Raw genomic sequence first — 17,977 nt, 5'->3', positions numbered from 1 at the left:
CCTATACAGAAAGCGTGGATATATTTATCCACGCTTCAGGCAATATTCACTAAAGAAATTAAAGTTGACGAAGTTCTTGCATGATTTCTGTTTTTGATTTAGTTTTTTCGTCAATTTGTTTAATGACCCTCGCCGGGATACCAGCAGCCACGGAGTAAGGAGGAACGTCTTTCGTTACAACTGCACCAGCTGCCACAACGGAACCTTCACCGATTTTGACACCTTCTAGTACGACCGCATTGGCTCCGATTAACACATCATCCTCCAAAATGACCGGCTGGGCTGAAGGCGGCTCGATGACACCTGCTAAAACGGCACCAGCACCTACGTGACAGTTTTTGCCCACTGTTGCACGTCCGCCCAGAATTGCGTTCATGTCGATCATTGTACCTTCACCGATGACAGAACCAATATTGATTGATGCACCCATCATGATGACTGCGTTGTCTCCAATGGACACTTGGTCACGGATTATTGCGCCTGGCTCGATACGGGCTTTGATGCCTTTTAGGTCCAATAAAGGAATCGCAGAGTTACGACGATCATTTTCAACTACATAATCCTCGATTTTTGTTCCTGCTGCCTTGATTGCTTCTTCGACTTCAGACCACTCACCGAATACAACCCCTGTATTTCCTGTTATGAAAGTTTTAGAAGCTGCACCAAAATCCACGCCTTCTAAATCGCCTTTGACATATACCTTTACAGGTGTTGATTTTTTACTATTCGAGATAAAAGAAATAATTTCGTTTGCATCCATTTTATTCATTCCGGGTAAACCTCCTAATTATGTATCATTACTCGTTTTAAATTTACCAGACAACTGCCGGCAAGACAAGTTGAATGTCACTCTTATATATTATTCTGCCCCATTGACATTTTTGTCGGCGAACCTATAACATTCCTTGGTCGCGAATGTGCTCTTTCACCACTTCCGTGAATGCCTGTACTTGCTTTAACTGGAATGCAGATTCATAGCCGCAAAGCCATGTATCACGTTCGATTGAGTGATTATGCCCATCCAGTAAAGGGATTTTAAAAACATTCGTATCTTTATCATGTAAAGTGATGGCTGGCAGGATCGCATAACCAATCCCATTAAATACCATTTGTTTGCATGTTTCGATTTGATCAACGACTATGGTGTTTTTTGGTGTCGTTTTAAATTGCCGATGCCACCAGTCCTGGATTTCCTGGTAATAATTCGAATCGCTTTTAAACTGAATGAATGGCCGGTCCGTTTCGAACACTTGATTCAGTTCCTTCATTTCAGTATCCACTAAATACAGCATATCCGTGAATAAATGCTGTTTAACCCCTTTCCAATCCGGGGCTCCCCTTATGATGCCAATATGCACTTGCCCTTCATACAAAGACTTTAAAATCTCACTGCTCCAGCCAGTGATCAAGGAAATTTTTGCATACGGGTATTTTTGGACGAACTTTTTCAATACTTGCGGCAGCCAATTTTGACCGACAATCGATGCACAGGCTATTTTCAAAGTGCCATATACTTCATGGTCCATGGCTTGAATGCTTTCCCTGACCTTTTCTTCTTTTTCTATAACCTCATTGGCCAAACGAACTACCGCTTCACCTGCAGGCGTCAGTGACAGCCCTTTTTGTGAACGCAGAAACAGTTTCGAGCCCCAATCCTTTTCTATTGATTGTAAACGCTGGGATAAAGCCGGCTGGGAAACGAACAACCGCTCAGCTGCTTTTCTCATATTCATTTCCTGAGCAAGCACTGATAATAAATGAAATTCTGAAAATGACATACACACCAACCTCTTGATAATTAATTCTTATCATGATGATTTAATTTATTTAAATTTTATTATCAACAAAGTCCGCTTATAATACAAGAGAAAAGAAATGGAGTGAATATCCTTTGACAATCATTTTATTGCTTGCGATCAGTTTTGCAGCATCCTTTGTCAGCACATTGGCCGGGACAGGCGACCTTTACTAGATTTCAAACTTCCATTAGCTATACGTCTGCATTCACTACCTATTTCATTGCCGGTAACATTGCATGGTGGATTGCCATTTATTACACGATCGGTTTCCTTATCGGATCACAGCTTGCCTTGTGTGTGGCTCAAAAAATCTCCACTAGACAGTTGAAATTCATTTTACATTCGGTCACGATCGCATTATTGATTCAATTGGTCATCAGAATTGCGTTTCCTTAAATATAAAGGCAAACTCCATTAAATGAGTCTGCCCTTTTTCCTATGCCTTCTTATTCTTTCTTAGTCTCGTAAGTAACAGGAAGCTGATTACAGAGAAGACCAGTACGATGAGATAAATCGTCTGTAAAGACAATGTAAGTCCTTCCTGTAAAACATTTACCACATTTTCAGGAAGCGACGTGCGTTCTTGACTGTTCAACAGTTTATTAGCCGTATCTATTGTCACTCCCGAACCGGCTGGCGCATGCTCGTTCAAATAAGCGTGAAGCCTCATATTCATGATTCCCCCAAGTAATGCAGCACCTACAGTATTTCCTAAATTACGCATGAACATATTGGAAGCTGTCGCAATCCCCCTTCGTTCCCAGCTGACGTTTTTTTGAATGACGACAATGAATGAGGTAGAAGTCAAGCCCATTCCTACACCGACAAAGAAGGATCCCATGGCAGCAATAACGGGGCCGGATTCCGGCTTCATCCATACTAGGATCAAACTCCCAAGGATCAATGAGCACCCTCCAAGAAGGGAGGTTGATTTAAATCCTATTTTCAACAATAACCTGCCTGAGACCATAGATGCGATCGGCCAGCCAATTGACATGGCTGTCAATGTAAAACCAGCTACCGTAGGCGAGCGCTCCATCACACCCTGAACGAATGTGGGGAGGAAACTTGATAATCCAATCATCATCACCCCGGTCGTCAAGGATACTAGGTTCGCAATCAGAATGGAACGCTCCTGCCAGATTTCAAATGGCATCATCGGTTCGGCCGCTTTCTTTTCCTGAAGAATGAATAAGATAAAGGTGATGATGGCCACTAATGCCAAGGATATGACCGGAGCCGAAGCCCATGACCATTTCACTCCTCCTTCTACGAGCAGCACCATTAGAGTGGAAATGGATAATGTCAATAGAGTTGCACCTAGGTAATCGATATCACGTTTTTTCTTTTCGATATTTTCATGAAGGAAAAACCAAATTCCAATAAAAGATAGTAAGCCCAAAGGAATATTGACCCAAAAGACAAGCTTCCAAGTCAGGGATTCAACGAGCAAGCCACCCAAAGCTGGGCCCATGATAGCTGAAATGCCCCAAACGCTCGAGAGATACCCTTGAACGCGTGCCCTCTCTTCATTTTTATAGATATCACCAATAATTGTCGAAGCTACAGGAGCTACAGCTCCCGCCCCAAAACCTTGTACAAAGCGATAAATGATGAGTTCCGTCATCGAATTGGAAAAGCCGCAAAGAAGGGAGCCAATTAAAAAGACAACGATTCCAAATAATAAGACAGGTTTTCTCCCGAGAATATCCGATAGCTTTCCATATATCAAAACTGTTACGGCGTTCATTAACAAATAGCCTGAAAAGACCCAGCTGTATAGTGAAAAACCACCTAAATCACTAACAATGGCCGGCATTGCCGTCGAAACGATAGTCCCTTCAATAGCATTCATAAACATAGCCAACATGATGGCAGCTAATATGAAGGGACGTTTCAATTTTTTATTCTGCACTTTTGCACTATCCACTGTATGGCCCAATTTTCGCATCCTCTCCTAATGATCCTAACTGTTTATAGACTTCACCACTAACTGGATCAAATATGTAAAAAACAAGAAAACTCGCCAACTGGCGAGTCTAGAGGTTAACCGTCATTTTATGCCTTGCTTATTTATCAGGTGTATATTGTTTAAATACTTTTTTCAAGATTGCCCTTCTTGTTAAGATACCTTCAAACACATGTTCGTCATTCTCCACACAGACAAATGGATGATCAATCAACAATTCCACACCCTTGGTCAATGTATCTTCAATATGCAGGCGAGGTATTTCTATATTCATTATTTCGGAAACTTTTTTATGCTCAAGATTATCAAATTCAATTCGTTCCAGTCCCAAGATCGAATCAAGAATGACTGGTGTGCTAATTAAACCATGCAGTTTATACATCGGATCTAACACAGGAATGGCCGTATAACCGCTCTTTGTTAATACCAATAGTGCATGTTCTAAATTATTGGTTACCTGCACGTGGGCCACGCGTTCAGAAGAAATCATTAAGTCTTTAACGCTGGATGCCAATAAATCCCCATCATGAGTACCGATCATGTTAAAACCCCTTACCATATGTTTTTATATACAGCTCTTTCTATAGTTTAACATATGTAAGCAGAAAAGGCTCATTCCTAGACCAATAAAATCCCAAACGATGGGATTCGCAAGAGATCTTTAGCCCTTACTAGTTTTGATGTTAACCTGTTTAAAACCGCATTCCGGGCATTGATAAATCACATTTTGGTTGGATTGTGCCGTTAATACATTTTCCATTTCCCTTTTCTCACCGCATTCCGGGCATATTACCATTGGATTTTTCATTTACATCCCTCCAATTAATAAGATGTCGTAAAAATCACTACTTCATTCAAGTAAAAATTGACCGGGTCACAATAAAAAAGCCGCTTCCAATGGAAGGCGGCCTTTTGTGATTTTTTTAAGATTGAAGAAGATCAAAGATTTCAATGGTAATCATATCAATATTATCGAATTGATATTTTGATGATTTCCCTTTATCACTGTATACTTCAAGCTCGAACATTTCTGTTTTGCTGAAATATGTAACCTGGCACTTTTTCACACCATCTATTTCAAAAAAACGTTGAGCAGATTCAGATTCCTTCGCTTGCTCTTGAAGACTTTTCAATCTGGTAAGGATGCCCTGTAATTGAGACATACTCCCTCTCCTTTCTGAATAAAACCTTTTCGATAGGTTTCACTATACCATACTTTTCTATCCAGTAGCCACGCCGAAATAAATTCAGAATAATTTAAAACTTCATTCTTTACATGGCACTATTAACAGAATAAAATAAGGAATGGATTTTGTACATGAAAAATTTTCTGGGGGTAGATTCTGTTGCAAAACATTAGTGAGCTTGGTTATCGTATTTCATTGATTGATGGTTTTGATTTGGATAGAAGAAATCGTACAGGAACATATGTAATTGCCGATGAAGACATCACCTTAGTCGAAACTTCCGCCAGCCCTTCCATCCCCCACTTAATGAAGGGGCTCGAACATTTGGGAATCGCCCTCGAAGATATTACATATATCATTCTTACCCATATTCATTTGGACCATGCAGGTGGAGCTGGACTTTTTTTACAGCATTGTCCGAATGCCAAAGTGATCGTCCACCCAAAAGGCGCACGGCATCTAGAAGATCCAACACGTTTGATCGCTGGGGCTAAAGCAGTCTATGGTGAAGAATTCAATAAGCTTTTCGATCCGATATTACCTATTCCATTTGAAAGAATGCTGATTAAACAAGATAGGGAATCCCTAAAAACAAGTGAAACTTCCACGTTGACCTTTTATGATACGCCAGGACACGCGAACCATCATTTAAGCATTTACGATTCGGTTTCCAAAGGGATGTTTTCAGGTGACACCGTAGGCATCTATTATCGTGAACTCGATGAAGAAGGTTTGGAATTTTACTTACCTTCAACATCGCCAAACCAATTTAATCCCGATGCGATGCTTGCTGCAGCGGAATTGTATGAAAGCATCGGCGTCGAACGTATATATTTCGGCCATTACGGGGTATCGGAAAATCCTAAGGAAGTATATAAACAACTTCATTATTGGTTGCCTATATTTGTGGAGACTGCCAAATCGGCATATAGGGAATATGCTAGCTTCGAGGATCAAGTGGCAGCAACCAGTAAAAATATTTTCACGGAAGTCGCTGTTCATTTAAGCGAAAAAGGAATTACCGCTGATCATCCTGTTTTTGATATCATTGCCATGGACCTGAACGTTTGTTCCATGGGATTGATAGACTATCTTGTAAAACAGGAGAAAGATCGGTAAAACGATCCTTAAGGTTTATCCCTATTCAAATGTCTTGGCATTCTCTATAATGAAAAGTGAATCTTACTAAAGCATATATGGAGGAATGAAATGAAAGACGTTACACTGTATACCCAACCTGATTGCCCTCCCTGCAAAATCATGAAAATGTTCTTTGATGATAATAATATAGTATACAAAGAAAAAGATATTAAAGCAGATGGGCATGCACGTAAAGAACTAACCAATAAATATGGGGCTTATTCCACACCAACGGTCGTCATCGACGGGAAAGCCATTATTGGTTTTGAATTGGAAGAAATAAAAAAAGAACTGAATATATAATAAAAAGTCTAGAGAAGGCTGTGGCCTCCTCTAGACTTTTTCATTTCAGCCCCATACTTTTTAACTTTGAAGGGCTTTCCTTTAATATCTCCATTTCATTTTCCCTTTTCATACTTTACATCCATTACCTTCCAAACGCCATTTTCCTTTTTCAAAGTAACTGATTCAACATGTTTTCCCATCGATACAGGTCCGTCCCCAGTGTCCTGGAATTCTTCCTGAACATAAATGACATCACCGTTTTTCCCATATACAATTTCAGTATTCTTGTCGTAACTGAAAAAAGGGATATAATAAGGAGCGAAATCTGAACCAAATGCGATATAACCGCCATCGACTTTCACTACATTCGCTTGGACAAACTTCTCGATGAAATCATCTGTGAAATGTTGATCCAACTTTCCTTCAATAGCTTCCTTAGAACGTACTTCCTCACTGATAGAACCTTGATTCTCCATGGCATCTTGTACTAAAGATAGTACTTCCTCTCTATGTAAGCCCTCCGCTGAAGCAGTGAACCCCCCACTTAAAAATAAAAGGACGCTGGCAAGACATGCAACTAAATACTTACACATTACAATCATCTCCTAGTTATAGAATTTCTCCTACTGATTCGGATTTTTGCCTATGTCTTTCAATACCCGTCCAGATCAAAGCCAAACTACAAAATCACATTCTCCGTTAGACCTTGAAACCATTGCCCATTCTTCACAATAAAAAAGAAGATTTCATGATATTGAAATCTTCTTCTTACAATTATCGAAAAGCATAGTAAAAAATAAAACCGGCAACCAAAATCGTACCAATAAAAAGAGAAACGAATATCGGGTTCTTTAAATAAGGGTGTTCCTTAACTGAATCATCGATAGTCGAATCATATCTGACTTTCACTTTCTGTGCCCTTGCTACAGAATAAGTATAAAAGAGCAGATATAACGCCATGACTGTAACGATTATGATTAGAATCCAGATGTACGTGCTCAAAATATGTCTCCTCCAAGCGCATCATTTCTGCTTATCGTTACACATTTAAAGCGATAATATTCATGAATCGTTTTTTATAATAGTGCTTCATTTTCATATAAATAACTATAAGAAAGATCACAGAAAATGTATTCCTTATTATTCAGTGGATATGAAAAGGTCCGAATGGTTTCCCCCGTTTCGATATCACTGTATAAATCGGATAGTATTCCTTTTTTCTCATTTCGCATCTTTACGATATTTTCGAGGAAATAAGGTCTCCAGCTCCAATTTTTATTCATATAACTGGGTTGGACTAACCATTTCCCGTCCTTATGTAGGATATTGGGGGATTTTTGATACCCCTCTTCATCACAAATATAAAGACGAAAACATACGGAATCCAATTTTTTCGCCAAAACACCGAGAAACTCTTCATGGGAGCCGGCACGCTTTTGCTGTTTTAAGAAATTTTGCATATTCTCGTTGAATTGCAAAGTCTTTTGATAAACGGCTTCAAGCTTCTTGGTCTCTAAAGAAATGAAGGACTGGCATTCTTGATGGAATTTTTCACGAAGTAAATCTTTATTAATGAATTCGCCTTCCGGTTTCGCCAAAAAATACCCTTGATAATATCGTCCCCCATTCTTCCATGCAAAGCGAAGCTGGTATTCGGACTCAATGTTTTCAAATAGTAAGTTGGCGCCGATTTTACGTGCTAGCATGCTTAAAGAAAACAGGATGACCTGATAGGCATCTCCGCCTGAGATGCGAAGCTGATCCAGGTTAACTTTTAAAATATTCGGAGAAATCTGCGCGATTCGGTCCAATTGCGTATCTTGTCCTAAATGATCTAAAGCTATCTTAATCCCATATGTTTTAAAGTAAGCAAGCACATGCTGCAGAGGATCTAAGTTTTCCGGACTGATCGTGTCTGATAATTCCAACACGATCCGGTGCATTTCCTCCGGTTGAAAATGACGATGTAAAATCTCCATGAATTCTTCGCCATGATCCAGCATAAGCAAATTAGGATCTCTGTTGATAAAGATAAGAAAATCTTCACCATAGTCTTTTATTCTCTCCAAGGCAATTTCAAGTACGTAATTATCCACTTCCACCCTATACTCTTCCGGCACTGCAGAATCGTGAAAAAATGGGCCAAGGCTTTTATATTCAGATTGTTCCTCATAGCGCCCTAGAATTTCATATCCGATTACCTGATGTTGATCTGCACTGAAAATCGGTTGAAAGAATGGTGTCACCCTGTCTAAATTCTTCAATATCTTTTCTGTATCCATGATGCATCTTCCCCCTAATTACGAAAACACCAATATGCCAAAATTATACCATTAGTTTCTTGCATTGATAATAAATAATTTTAATTCCTACTGCATAACTCTTTTTTCAGTACATTAAAATTCCCCATTCATCCTATCCAATTGAAAAGAAGCACACTGAAAAGGCATTGCCCATAAATGGACAATGCCTTATGTCTTATCAAAAAGGGAAGAACCATGGTATCGTGATCACCATGATAACCCCAATGAAGATCTGTATGGATATCCCGATCATGATAAAATCTTTATGCTTGTAATCACCTGCCGTCATGACAAGCGCGTTGGTAGTGGCAACCCTTGGAGTGGATAACGCCAAACTGCCAGCAACGGCAAGGCATAGAAATACAGGAAGTGGATCGATTCCTTGATTAACGGCAGATGTCAGGGCAATAGGCGTCATAATAACCGTCGCGGCTCCATACGGGATGAATTGGCTCAGGATCAGTGTCAGGAGGTAAAAGACCGCTAAAATGCCGTGTGCCCCGATATTACTGAATAAAACGGCCAGCCAATCACTTATCATTCTCACTCCACCCGTATTATCCAATGCAGCCGTTATTCCGAACATGGCGGCAATCAATAGAACAGGTTCCCAGTTAATCTTTTGGTAAGCATCCTCCATCGAACGGACACAGCCAGTAATCACCATCAACAATGCTGCCGTCAGTACCGACAGTACAGCAGGGACAGACTCCATCGATAAAAGAATGACCATCAAAGCAGTGATTCCCAAGGCAATCCATGCTTTGCCCTTGGAGTTCACCGGAGAGCCATCTTCCGATGTACTCCCAATAACGATGACATCCTGTAAATCCGAGGAAATCCTTTCAATGTTTTCCCATTCTCCATGTATCAGGATTGCATCCCCCGGTTTCAGGCGTTCCGTTCCGACATCCGCTTGAATATATTCCCCATTCCGATTGATTGCCAGCACATTACATTGGTATTTCTCACGAAAATGGACATCTATCAAGGTTTGATTTTCATAATCCGAGTTCGGGACGATCAATATTTCCGTCAATCCAAATCTACTGCTAAGAAAATGTTTCTTTATTTGTTCGGTATTGAAATGTTTAAATTCCAGTTCATAGTTAAGAGCCAATCTCTCAACTGCTTCTTCTTCTCCAAACACCAAAATGATATCTTCAGGGTGAAGAACCTCATCCGCCCTGGCTGAAATCGTCTGCTGCCTTTGCAACAGCGGCAATTGCTTATCCTTTGCCTTCCGCTGGATTTCAATCAAAGTCAATTCATACTGAATGGGAAGCTGGAGGTCCGACAGCCTTTCCCCAACAATATCGGAAGTAGCGGGTATATGCAGATAATGCAATCGATCATATACTTTGTACATGCCGGCAAGCTCCCCTGCCGACAGTCCCTTGACACTATTGTTCGCGGCAATGGTCTTTTCGGGAAGCAACAGGCGTCCGAGTGTCAGCATGAAGAATAACCCTGCCGCAAAGGCGATTAAGCCCACAGGTGTAAAGTCAAAAAATGCTAAAGTCCCTATTCCGTTTTGCCGTAATACATCAGCAACGATCATATTGGAGGGAGTACCTGTCAGTGTTAATAGCCCTCCAATACTGCTTGCATAGGCAAGGGGCAATAAATACCTTGTCGGACTTGTTTTTTGTTGTAACGCCATGCTCATAACGAGCGGAAGCAGTATGGAAACAATTCCTGCCCCGCTTAAAAAAGCACTTAATATTCCTGCTGTCAGCATGACGATAAGCAGCGATTTCCATTCACTGCCCCCACATAAACCCAATAACTTATTTCCTGCCTTTTCCACGATTCCTGTATTTAACAGGCCGGCACCGACGATAAATAGTCCAGCCAGCATGATGACCACTTGATTCGCAAAACCTGCCATTAGCTCATCCAATGTAAGAATCCCCAGTAAACCCAGAATGGATAGTGCACTAAGTGCAATTAAATCTGCTCGAAATTTTCCTTGTATAAAAAGCGCAATCGCGCATAGAAGTATAATCAGTGTAATAAACATTGGTTCGGTCATCATGTTACCTCCGTATAGATGTTCAATTTCAAACCGGATACGGTTTTATCAAACCCCAGTTTACATGTTTTTCATAGGCTTATAGAAGATATTTTCTTCTTTTTATGTATATTGTTTGTTAGTATGAGGAAGTAACATTTTTATATTAGATAGGTTGATTAATTTGAATAAACCCATATCCAGAAGAACATTCTTAAAGAAAAGTCTTGGCACTTTGGCTACCTTAACCGGTTTAGGTATCGGCGGAAGCTATTATGCCCACAATTTGGAGCCAAAATGGTTAGAAATCAAGCATAAAATTATCAGTCACCCGCTTATCCCAAAAGGTTTTCATGGCATGAAAATGGCCCAATTCAGTGATACGCATTTAGGCTTTCAATTTCAGCTTAAAGATTTACAAGCAATTGTCAATAAGATAAACGAACTGGACCCTGATGTTATTTTATTTACCGGAGATTTGATGGACCAGCCTAATAAATACAAGGCTCACCAGAAAATCCCTCTCGTTTTGAAACAGCTCAAAGCGCCGCTTGGAAAATTCAGCATCTACGGTAACCATGATCATGGGGGATATGGCTCAGAAATTTACAGCGATGTCATGGAAAAATCCCATTTTACCATGTTGCAAAATACCTCCACTAAAATTACCTTATTAACAGATGAAGAAATAGTCATTGCTGGTGTTGATGATGCCATGCTTGGAAAACCGGATTTTGAAAAAGCACTTTCTGGCATCCCGGAAGAAGTGTTCACCATTATGCTTTCGCATGCCCCTGACCTTGCCGACATATCAAGGACTTATGACATCCAGTATCAAATAAGCGGTCACAGTCATGGAGGTCAAGTACAAATCCCCTTTGCCGGTGCCCTAGTAACTCCTCCATACGCTGAAAAGTACCGGGAAGGCACATATGAAATCGATTCATTAACGTTACATGTTAATAGAGGACTTGGCACTACCCGTCTCCCATATCGTTTTCTTTCACGTCCGGAGTTAACTGTTTACGAATTCCAAGCCGAAAAATGATAGAAAAAGAACACAGGGAAAAACCGCCAGACTTATTAACAAAACCTGTGCGGATAAAACAACTTGTTGCCATGAATCATTTGTAATCGACTCCTATGAATTATAGCATTAGAAGTATATCTGAGAAAACCAGGTTTTTTTTACCAGTACCAATGGTAATTGCCATTAAGGTTATACCATACTTAAATAACCACACAGAAAAGTGCCGATGCAACCTAAAACAGACACCGTTATATAGATAAGGCTATCTATATAACGGTGTTTTCTAATAAGTTCAAGTGTTTCCATACTGAATGTAGAAAAGGTCGTAAAAGCGCCCAGGAAACCTATCGTCAGAAAAACCTGCAAAGATAAAGCCCAGCTTTCTTTCTGTGGCAACACCATTCCCAGCCCAAAGGAACCTATAAGGTTAATCAGTAAAATGCTAATGGGTATCGAGACGGCTGGAAATAGCCTATTAAAAATAATCTGCAAGACATATCTTGAGGCCGCTCCAAAAAATCCCCCTATAAAAACCGAAAGAACCTCAATCAAAGAGTCTCACCTCTCCGTCTATTAAACAGGCCCAGTCCGAGGAAACCAGCCACCAAACCAAATAAAAGCGTGGCTCCAAGATACAGTCCCGCCAATGGCAGAGAAGTCTGCAGGAGATTCACCACTTCTTGGGAAAATGTGGACATCGTGGTGAAACCGCCGCAAAACCCGCTGCCCAGCGCCAAAAAAACAAACGATTTCTTTTTCGAGGCGAAATACCCATTTATCATTCCAAGTAAAAAGCTGCCTACTATATTTATTAAAAGGGTTCCAAACGGAAAGAAGGAATGGTCCGCAGTCAAGATTACGCAATAACGCAACATCGCTCCAGCCGCTCCTCCAAAACCGACTGCAAAAATGCCTTTAAACCGATCCATCAAGGTCCCCCCAAATTTTTCTCATAAGTAGATTCATTATAACAGATTAAGATGAAACAGGCTCTTTTCTAAAAAAAATCCATACTATGTAAAGAATTTGAGAAAAGGAGGCTAATTATGCAAACACAGTATTTTCCTTACTACCACTATCCGCAGACCATAATGCTGCAGAACGATTACAGAAATGCATATGGGAATGAATATGGACCTGAATATTGGAATGACCAGCGCTACTTTCCTTTCTTTCCGCTATTGGCGCCTGTAGCTTTTGTTGCAGGATTGGCAATTGGACCGTTGCTATTCAATAACCGTCCACCTGTCTATCCTCCATATCCTCCTCCATACCCGCCCGCTTATCCTTCTTACCCTGCTTATCCAGCGTACCCTCCCTATCAAGGCTTTCAGGGTTACCAGCAACAACAATTCGGCGCACAGGCTGGGGTATCTGAAAATATCAATATATACACTCAATAAGGTTTGGACAGAAGGCGACATAAACGCCTTCTTTTTCTTGGACCAAAAGGGAGTCCGATTGAATTTTACTTCCCTATATATTTTGAAGTGGTATAATATGAAAATGAATAGATGGTAAAGTGTTGGGAAATGATGGTCATACCCTAGAGATGTACATGCATAATTGTTTCGCTATTTTCTGCCTGGTTGCACACATGTCTCTATTTCAACCAATATATAAAACAGGTTTTTGCTGAAGGAAGTCTGTTTGTAACGTCCTTCTAACCTTATTAAGAAAAGGAGTTTCCACTAATGAACCAAACGAAAGGACATTCTGAAAGGGATGAGTTTTCGATAAACTCCCTTGCCCAAGCCGTGTTTATTGTCAATAAACATGCAAAGACTGCATTGGAGCCCAAGAATTTATATAATTTAAAACGGCTCGCATTAAGCAAGCTTATGCAAGAAGGAAAAGCGAAGAAGATTGGACTTCATTTCTCTGATAACCCTCGCTTTGCAGCACAACAATCCGACGTCATTGTCGAATGCGGATCATATGTTTTTCATTTACCTCCCACTAAGGAAGATTTGAAAAAACTACCCCACCTCGGCAGCCGGGCAGCCTCCATACGGAACCCTAAAGCCGCGTTGTCATTATCCAAAGCAAAACAGATCCTGCAATCTTATGTTGGACAAGCAGGTGAAAAACAACCGAACCCAACCAACACCGAGAAAAGGGCTCACGGGCGCGGGTCGGTCAAGCAACCTTTTCACAATCCATTCCCATCCTCCTTTTTAGGAAAAGGTTCCAAGTATTAATCATTGATAAACCAAGCGGGCCGTGAGGTAACACCTCATCGGCCCGTTTTCACATTCATAATATCAATTTGTCTATCAACTTTATAAGCTCTGCAATTTCAGGTTTGCTGATTTGTGCGTCAGCCCCTACGACCTGACCTTTATGACGCAGGCTGTCAGTAATCAAAGAAGAGAAAATAATCACTGGCAAACCAGCGAGTTCCCCGTTTTCCTTTATTCTTCTAGTCAAATGATGTCCATCCATCTGAGGCATCTCAATATCGGTAATCACCAGTTGCACTTCATCTTCAACCACTTTTCCTGATTCAATCAAATTCTCCAGATAATTAAAAGCATCAAGTCCATTCTCATAAAACTCCAAGTACTTGAATCCGGCTTCTGATAATGTATCAAACAGCAGCTTTCTCAGTAATGGAGAATCTTCCGCAATCAGGATTCTCTTGTCTGAATTTTGCCGGATACCAAGCTTTTTAACCTGTTGGATGTTTATTCCTGATTCTGGATTGATTTCGACCACTATTTTTTCAAAATCGAGTAACAGTAACATTTCACTATTTAATTTTATTACTCCGATAATCTGACTTTCAAGGCCTTGATACATATCCGAAGGCTTTTCGATTTGGGACCAGGAAATACGGTGGATCTGTGTTACGGTATGGACATGGAAAACCACTTTTTGCTGATTGAATTCAGCCACTATGAATTTATCCTGCTCAGGAGTTTCAGATGGCGGAAATCCTAAAGCATCCGCGACATTCACAACTGGCAGGACTTCTCCGCGAAGCTCGATGATCCCCTCCACATTTGAATGGGAATGAGGGACAAGCGTGATGGGGACAGGATTAATGATTTCCTTCACCTTAATTACGTTAATGCCGAATTTATTCTTTCCGAGACCGAATTCCACTATCTCAAGCTCATTCGTTCCACTTTCCAGTAATATTCCTTTATTCGCTTCCATTGTTTCATCTCGCCCTTCTGCTTTTTCATTTCATAATTCCATAATCAATTAACCGCTAGGAAAAAATCATGGTTTTATCAATGAACTCATACCTAATAATTCGGTTAAATATTTCTTTTGTTTAGAGCACAGATAAAAAAAGAATCAATAAGTAATCATTTATTAAAGCCAAACTAAAAAGGGACCCATCAGAGTCCCCTTTTTCCAAGCCCATTTTTCACCACTGCCATTCCGGCCAACCTATCGATCGTAAGGCCTGCCTCTAACCCCCTCAATATTCTAACTGAGCAAACAAAACCCAGCTTATTCACCAATTTCTCAACTGATACTCATCTCTTTCGTGACCTTTTCTTTGGATTGAGCCAACCTTTTTTTACAAAGAATAAAAACATAGTCAAGGCAATACAGCCCATCATTCCAAGAATGAGGAAATAACCATAATGCCAATTTAATTCCGGCATATATTCAAAATTCATCCCATAAACGCCCACAATGAAGGTCAGCGGCATGAAAATGGTAGTGATGACAGTCAATGTCATCATCGTTGAATTCATATTATTAGAGTTCACAGACAAATAGCTATCACGGATATCGGACGAAAAATCTCGATACGATTCAAGCATTTCTGTCAATTTAAGAAGATGATCGTACACATCATTAAAATAAAGATGCTGATCTTTCAAGTAATTCAGACGCTCTGATGAAATCATTCTGTACAATAAATCACGCATCGGCAATATGGTCCGACGGAGCCTGGACATATCTGTCCGTAAATCGAAAAGCTGATCCATCAATTCGTTAATCGAGTCATTTTCAGTATTTTCCTCTATGCTGCCCAATTCGCTTTCAATTTTATAAACAGGCGGGAAGAATTCATCGACGATCCTGTCAATAATCCTATGCAACAAGAAAAAAGGACTTTGCTTCAACATTTTATTACCATCAATTTCTTCCCAAACCTTTTCCAGTTCAAGCAAATCCTCCTTATGAAAACTGACTATCCATTTTTCACCAACAAACATGTCCAATTCCACTGCTTTAAATACCTTCTCCCTTAGAGCATGAATCACAAGAAATTGGTAGCCCTCATAAAAATCCATTTTGGGACGTTGGTTAAAATCATCCAGGCAGTCTTCAATTGCCAGCGGATGAAAGTGAAAATGATTGGTTAAAAGTTCGATTTCCTTGTTCGTGGGATTGGAAAAATCCACCCAGTACCACTCGATATCCGGATTATTCATTTCCGTTAGCGGTAAACCAAAACTGACTTCATGATTTGAAGTAATTGCGCAAGTCCTTATCATATGTATCAACCCTCAAAATTTTCTTATCATACATTATACCTTTAATTCATTAATCTCAAAAAGATTTCTCCCCCTCCAAACTAAATGATAAAATAGAATGAATGAGTCAAACAGTACATAATTCATGTAGTTAGAAAAGGGAGGATATTCATAGATGGAACATTTAATAAACCCTCTAGTAAAAGACATTCAAATATCAGGAATCCGTAAATTCTACAATATGGTCGCCGATATCGAAGGCACCATTTCCTTAACGATAGGGCAGCCTGACTTTCCAACTCCGATGCATATTAAAGAAGCGGCAAAACAAGCCATCGATAATGACTATACCGTTTATACTCACAATGCGGGCTATTTGGAGTTAAGGGAAGCCGCTTCAAATTATGTAAAAGATAAATACAAGCTTGGCTATGATCCGGCGAATGAAGTGATAGTGACCTCTGGTGCCAGCGAAGGCATAGACATTACTTTTCGGACAATCCTCATCCCAGGGAACGAAGTAATATTACCGGGTCCGGTATATCCGGGATACGAACCCATCATTAAGATGTGCGGTGCAACACCTGTTTATGCCGATACAACAAAAAATGGATTTCGTTTGACTGCAGACATACTTGAAAAGTACATAACTGAACATACTCGGTGCATCGTTCTGCCCTATCCGTCGAATCCGACCGGGGTTACATTATCTGCCGAAGAATTATTGGACATTGCCGAACTTGTTAGGGGCAAGGACACCTTCATATTGGCTGATGAGATTTACAGTGAACTGGTATTCGATCAGGAGCATGTTTCGATTGCCACTTTCTTAAAAGAACAAACCATCGTCCTGAACGGACTGTCCAAGTCCCATTCCATGACCGGGTGGAGGATCGGCCTTCTGTTTGCACCTGCAGCCATCTCTCAGCATCTCCTGAAGGTTCATCAATACAATGTGACATGTGCCGCTTCCATATCGCAGAGAGCTGCCTTGGCAGCATTGACGACAGGCAGAAATGATGCAATACCCATGAAGACCGAGTATGCACGGAGACGGGAATACGTATACAGTCGCTTACAAGCGATGAAACTGGAAATAGTCAAACCGAATGGTGCCTTTTACTTCTTTATAAAGCTGCCTGAAGGCTTTGCCTCTTCCCTTGATTTTTGCCTCAAGCTTGTTCAACAGGAAAAAGTGGCAGTGGTCCCTGGAGATGCCTTCTCTCCCCTTGGCGAAGGTTACTTCAGGATATCTTATGCCTATTCCATGGAGACCCTGGAAAAGGCCTTGGACCGTATTGAAGCTTTTTTAGCTAAAAAGTAATCGAAAAAAAAAGTGGCCTTCAATTGAATGGACAATTGAAGGCCACTTTCCTATTTTCAATGATGTCAGGCTACCTAAGTTTTTTCACCAAGCAAGCCAACTAATACAATCTCCGTAAAAAACGAATTTCCCGATATCCTTCTTCCTTGTTTGTCGTGGTAAGGCTCACTTCGACGATGGACCCAAGTAAATCAGCCATCACTTCTTCAAATTCCTTTGCGGAGCGCGGCTTTGAAAAACCTAAGCTCTTCAATTCGCGCATCAGTATCTGAAAACCGGCATTCGTTTCGATATGACTGAATTTCACCGGCAAGATTAGCGGACTTTCATTCATTAATTTCAGATCCCAACGAATGGGCTTTGTTTGATGAATGGTTTTTTCTCGTTTAAATCCTTCAATCCTTACAATATATCTACCATCTTCCAATTCCTGAAATTTCATATTGATATCATCGAATTCGCCCATAGCTTTCACTCCTTT

General features: G+C 40.4%; 22 protein-coding genes. 7 read left to right on the top strand and 15 right to left on the bottom strand.

Annotation, left to right across the window (positions count from 1 at the left end; translation table 11 throughout):
• Positions 1 to 58 precede the first annotated feature (58 nt).
• The gene (dapD, locus tag ACIQ0C_RS08945; protein WP_402839233.1) at positions 59 to 769 is read right to left on the bottom strand and encodes a 2,3,4,5-tetrahydropyridine-2,6-dicarboxylate N-acetyltransferase; all 711 of its coding nucleotides are present in this window, start codon (positions 767 to 769) and stop codon (positions 59 to 61) included.
• 124 nt (positions 770 to 893) lie between these two features.
• Entirely contained in the window at positions 894 to 1,778 is an 885-nt protein-coding gene (locus tag ACIQ0C_RS08940; protein WP_403059148.1) for a transcriptional regulator CcpC, read from the bottom strand.
• Between the two features lie 156 nt (positions 1,779 to 1,934).
• On the opposite strand from ACIQ0C_RS08940, the gene ACIQ0C_RS08935 reads away from it, so the two are divergent.
• The gene (locus ACIQ0C_RS08935) at positions 1,935 to 2,195 is read left to right on the top strand and encodes a hypothetical protein (protein ID WP_403059146.1); all 261 of its coding nucleotides are present in this window, start codon (positions 1,935 to 1,937) and stop codon (positions 2,193 to 2,195) included.
• Positions 2,196 to 2,235: 40 nt separating this feature from the next.
• Here ACIQ0C_RS08935 and ACIQ0C_RS08930 read toward each other — a convergent pair whose 3' ends face one another.
• The 4 genes from ACIQ0C_RS08930 to ACIQ0C_RS08915 form a co-directional block, all read right to left on the bottom strand.
• Positions 2,236 to 3,741 (bottom strand): MDR family MFS transporter, encoded by a 1,506-nt coding sequence (locus ACIQ0C_RS08930; RefSeq protein ID WP_403059144.1) that lies wholly within the window; start codon positions 3,739 to 3,741, stop codon positions 2,236 to 2,238.
• A 127-nt stretch (positions 3,742 to 3,868) separates the two neighbouring features.
• Positions 3,869 to 4,309 (bottom strand): cyclic-di-AMP-binding protein CbpB, encoded by a 441-nt coding sequence (gene cbpB / locus ACIQ0C_RS08925; RefSeq protein WP_402839227.1) that lies wholly within the window; start codon positions 4,307 to 4,309, stop codon positions 3,869 to 3,871.
• Between the two features lie 120 nt (positions 4,310 to 4,429).
• Positions 4,430 to 4,576 carry a hypothetical protein gene (locus ACIQ0C_RS08920; RefSeq protein WP_403059142.1) on the bottom strand — a complete coding sequence of 49 codons (147 nt, stop codon included), beginning with the start codon at positions 4,574 to 4,576 and terminating at the stop codon, positions 4,430 to 4,432.
• 115 nt (positions 4,577 to 4,691) lie between these two features.
• The gene (locus ACIQ0C_RS08915; RefSeq protein ID WP_034314086.1) at positions 4,692 to 4,931 is read right to left on the bottom strand and encodes a YkuJ family protein; all 240 of its coding nucleotides are present in this window, start codon (positions 4,929 to 4,931) and stop codon (positions 4,692 to 4,694) included.
• 183 nt (positions 4,932 to 5,114) lie between these two features.
• On the opposite strand from ACIQ0C_RS08915, the gene ACIQ0C_RS08910 reads away from it, so the two are divergent.
• Both ACIQ0C_RS08910 and ACIQ0C_RS08905 read left to right on the top strand, forming a co-directional pair.
• Positions 5,115 to 6,074: an MBL fold metallo-hydrolase gene (locus ACIQ0C_RS08910; protein ID WP_403059140.1), complete on the top strand. Its 960-nt coding sequence runs from the start codon at positions 5,115 to 5,117 to the stop codon at positions 6,072 to 6,074.
• A gap of 90 nt (positions 6,075 to 6,164) precedes the next feature.
• Positions 6,165 to 6,398, top strand: a complete 234-nt coding sequence (locus ACIQ0C_RS08905) for a glutaredoxin family protein (RefSeq protein WP_403059138.1) — start codon at positions 6,165 to 6,167, stop codon at positions 6,396 to 6,398.
• A 95-nt stretch (positions 6,399 to 6,493) separates the two neighbouring features.
• On the opposite strand, the gene ACIQ0C_RS08900 is transcribed toward ACIQ0C_RS08905, so the two are convergent.
• From ACIQ0C_RS08900 to ACIQ0C_RS08885, 4 genes are all read right to left on the bottom strand, one after another.
• The gene (locus ACIQ0C_RS08900) at positions 6,494 to 6,973 is read right to left on the bottom strand and encodes a DUF3993 domain-containing protein (protein WP_403059136.1); all 480 of its coding nucleotides are present in this window, start codon (positions 6,971 to 6,973) and stop codon (positions 6,494 to 6,496) included.
• Between the two features lie 181 nt (positions 6,974 to 7,154).
• On the bottom strand, positions 7,155 to 7,382 hold the full coding sequence (locus tag ACIQ0C_RS08895; protein ID WP_127777019.1) for a hypothetical protein: 228 nt from the start codon (positions 7,380 to 7,382) through the stop codon (positions 7,155 to 7,157).
• 74 nt (positions 7,383 to 7,456) lie between these two features.
• A complete protein-coding gene (locus tag ACIQ0C_RS08890) occupies positions 7,457 to 8,662 on the bottom strand; it encodes an EAL domain-containing protein (protein WP_403059134.1) in 1,206 nt (401 codons plus the stop codon).
• A 199-nt stretch (positions 8,663 to 8,861) separates the two neighbouring features.
• Complete coding sequence (locus tag ACIQ0C_RS08885) at positions 8,862 to 10,721, bottom strand: SLC13 family permease (protein WP_403059133.1); 1,860 nt, start codon at positions 10,719 to 10,721, stop codon at positions 8,862 to 8,864.
• 160 nt (positions 10,722 to 10,881) lie between these two features.
• Between ACIQ0C_RS08885 and ACIQ0C_RS08880 the strand changes: the two genes are divergently transcribed.
• On the top strand, positions 10,882 to 11,745 hold the full coding sequence (locus tag ACIQ0C_RS08880; protein WP_403059131.1) for a metallophosphoesterase: 864 nt from the start codon (positions 10,882 to 10,884) through the stop codon (positions 11,743 to 11,745).
• A 171-nt stretch (positions 11,746 to 11,916) separates the two neighbouring features.
• On the opposite strand, the gene crcB is transcribed toward ACIQ0C_RS08880, so the two are convergent.
• Positions 11,917 to 12,279: a fluoride efflux transporter CrcB gene (crcB, locus tag ACIQ0C_RS08875; RefSeq protein WP_403059129.1), complete on the bottom strand. Its 363-nt coding sequence runs from the start codon at positions 12,277 to 12,279 to the stop codon at positions 11,917 to 11,919.
• Positions 12,276 to 12,656, bottom strand: coding sequence for a fluoride efflux transporter FluC (locus ACIQ0C_RS08870; protein WP_403059127.1), 381 nt, complete (start codon positions 12,654 to 12,656; stop codon positions 12,276 to 12,278). The genes crcB and ACIQ0C_RS08870 overlap by 4 nt, the downstream gene beginning before the upstream one ends.
• Positions 12,657 to 12,818: 162 nt before the next feature.
• Here ACIQ0C_RS08870 and ACIQ0C_RS08865 point away from each other — a divergent pair, with 162 nt between their 5' ends.
• Both ACIQ0C_RS08865 and ACIQ0C_RS08860 read left to right on the top strand, forming a co-directional pair.
• A complete protein-coding gene (locus ACIQ0C_RS08865; RefSeq protein ID WP_403059435.1) occupies positions 12,819 to 13,130 on the top strand; it encodes a hypothetical protein in 312 nt (103 codons plus the stop codon).
• A 291-nt stretch (positions 13,131 to 13,421) separates the two neighbouring features.
• Positions 13,422 to 13,928, top strand: coding sequence for a YkyB family protein (locus ACIQ0C_RS08860; RefSeq protein WP_063232011.1), 507 nt, complete (start codon positions 13,422 to 13,424; stop codon positions 13,926 to 13,928).
• A 55-nt stretch (positions 13,929 to 13,983) separates the two neighbouring features.
• Here the strand turns inward: ACIQ0C_RS08860 and ACIQ0C_RS08855 are convergent, their stop codons facing one another.
• Positions 13,984 to 14,889 carry a chemotaxis protein gene (locus ACIQ0C_RS08855; protein WP_403059124.1) on the bottom strand — a complete coding sequence of 302 codons (906 nt, stop codon included), beginning with the start codon at positions 14,887 to 14,889 and terminating at the stop codon, positions 13,984 to 13,986.
• Between the two features lie 329 nt (positions 14,890 to 15,218).
• On the bottom strand, positions 15,219 to 16,193 hold the full coding sequence (gene corA / locus ACIQ0C_RS08850) for a magnesium/cobalt transporter CorA (protein WP_403059122.1): 975 nt from the start codon (positions 16,191 to 16,193) through the stop codon (positions 15,219 to 15,221).
• A gap of 154 nt (positions 16,194 to 16,347) precedes the next feature.
• Between corA and ACIQ0C_RS08845 the strand changes: the two genes are divergently transcribed.
• Positions 16,348 to 17,496, top strand: a complete 1,149-nt coding sequence (locus ACIQ0C_RS08845; RefSeq protein WP_403059120.1) for an aminotransferase A — start codon at positions 16,348 to 16,350, stop codon at positions 17,494 to 17,496.
• 100 nt (positions 17,497 to 17,596) lie between these two features.
• Here ACIQ0C_RS08845 and ACIQ0C_RS08840 read toward each other — a convergent pair whose 3' ends face one another.
• A complete protein-coding gene (locus ACIQ0C_RS08840) occupies positions 17,597 to 17,962 on the bottom strand; it encodes a hypothetical protein (protein ID WP_034314117.1) in 366 nt (121 codons plus the stop codon).
• Positions 17,963 to 17,977: the final 15 nt, after the last annotated feature.

The sequence above is a fragment of the Peribacillus sp. NPDC096448 genome (genome assembly GCF_044762675.1).
GTDB classification, from domain to species: Bacteria; Bacillota; Bacilli; order Bacillales; family DSM-1321; genus Peribacillus; species Peribacillus frigoritolerans_B.
The sequence above is the reverse complement of the archived record's forward strand: the minus strand, read 5'-3'. Positions and strand labels throughout refer to the sequence as shown.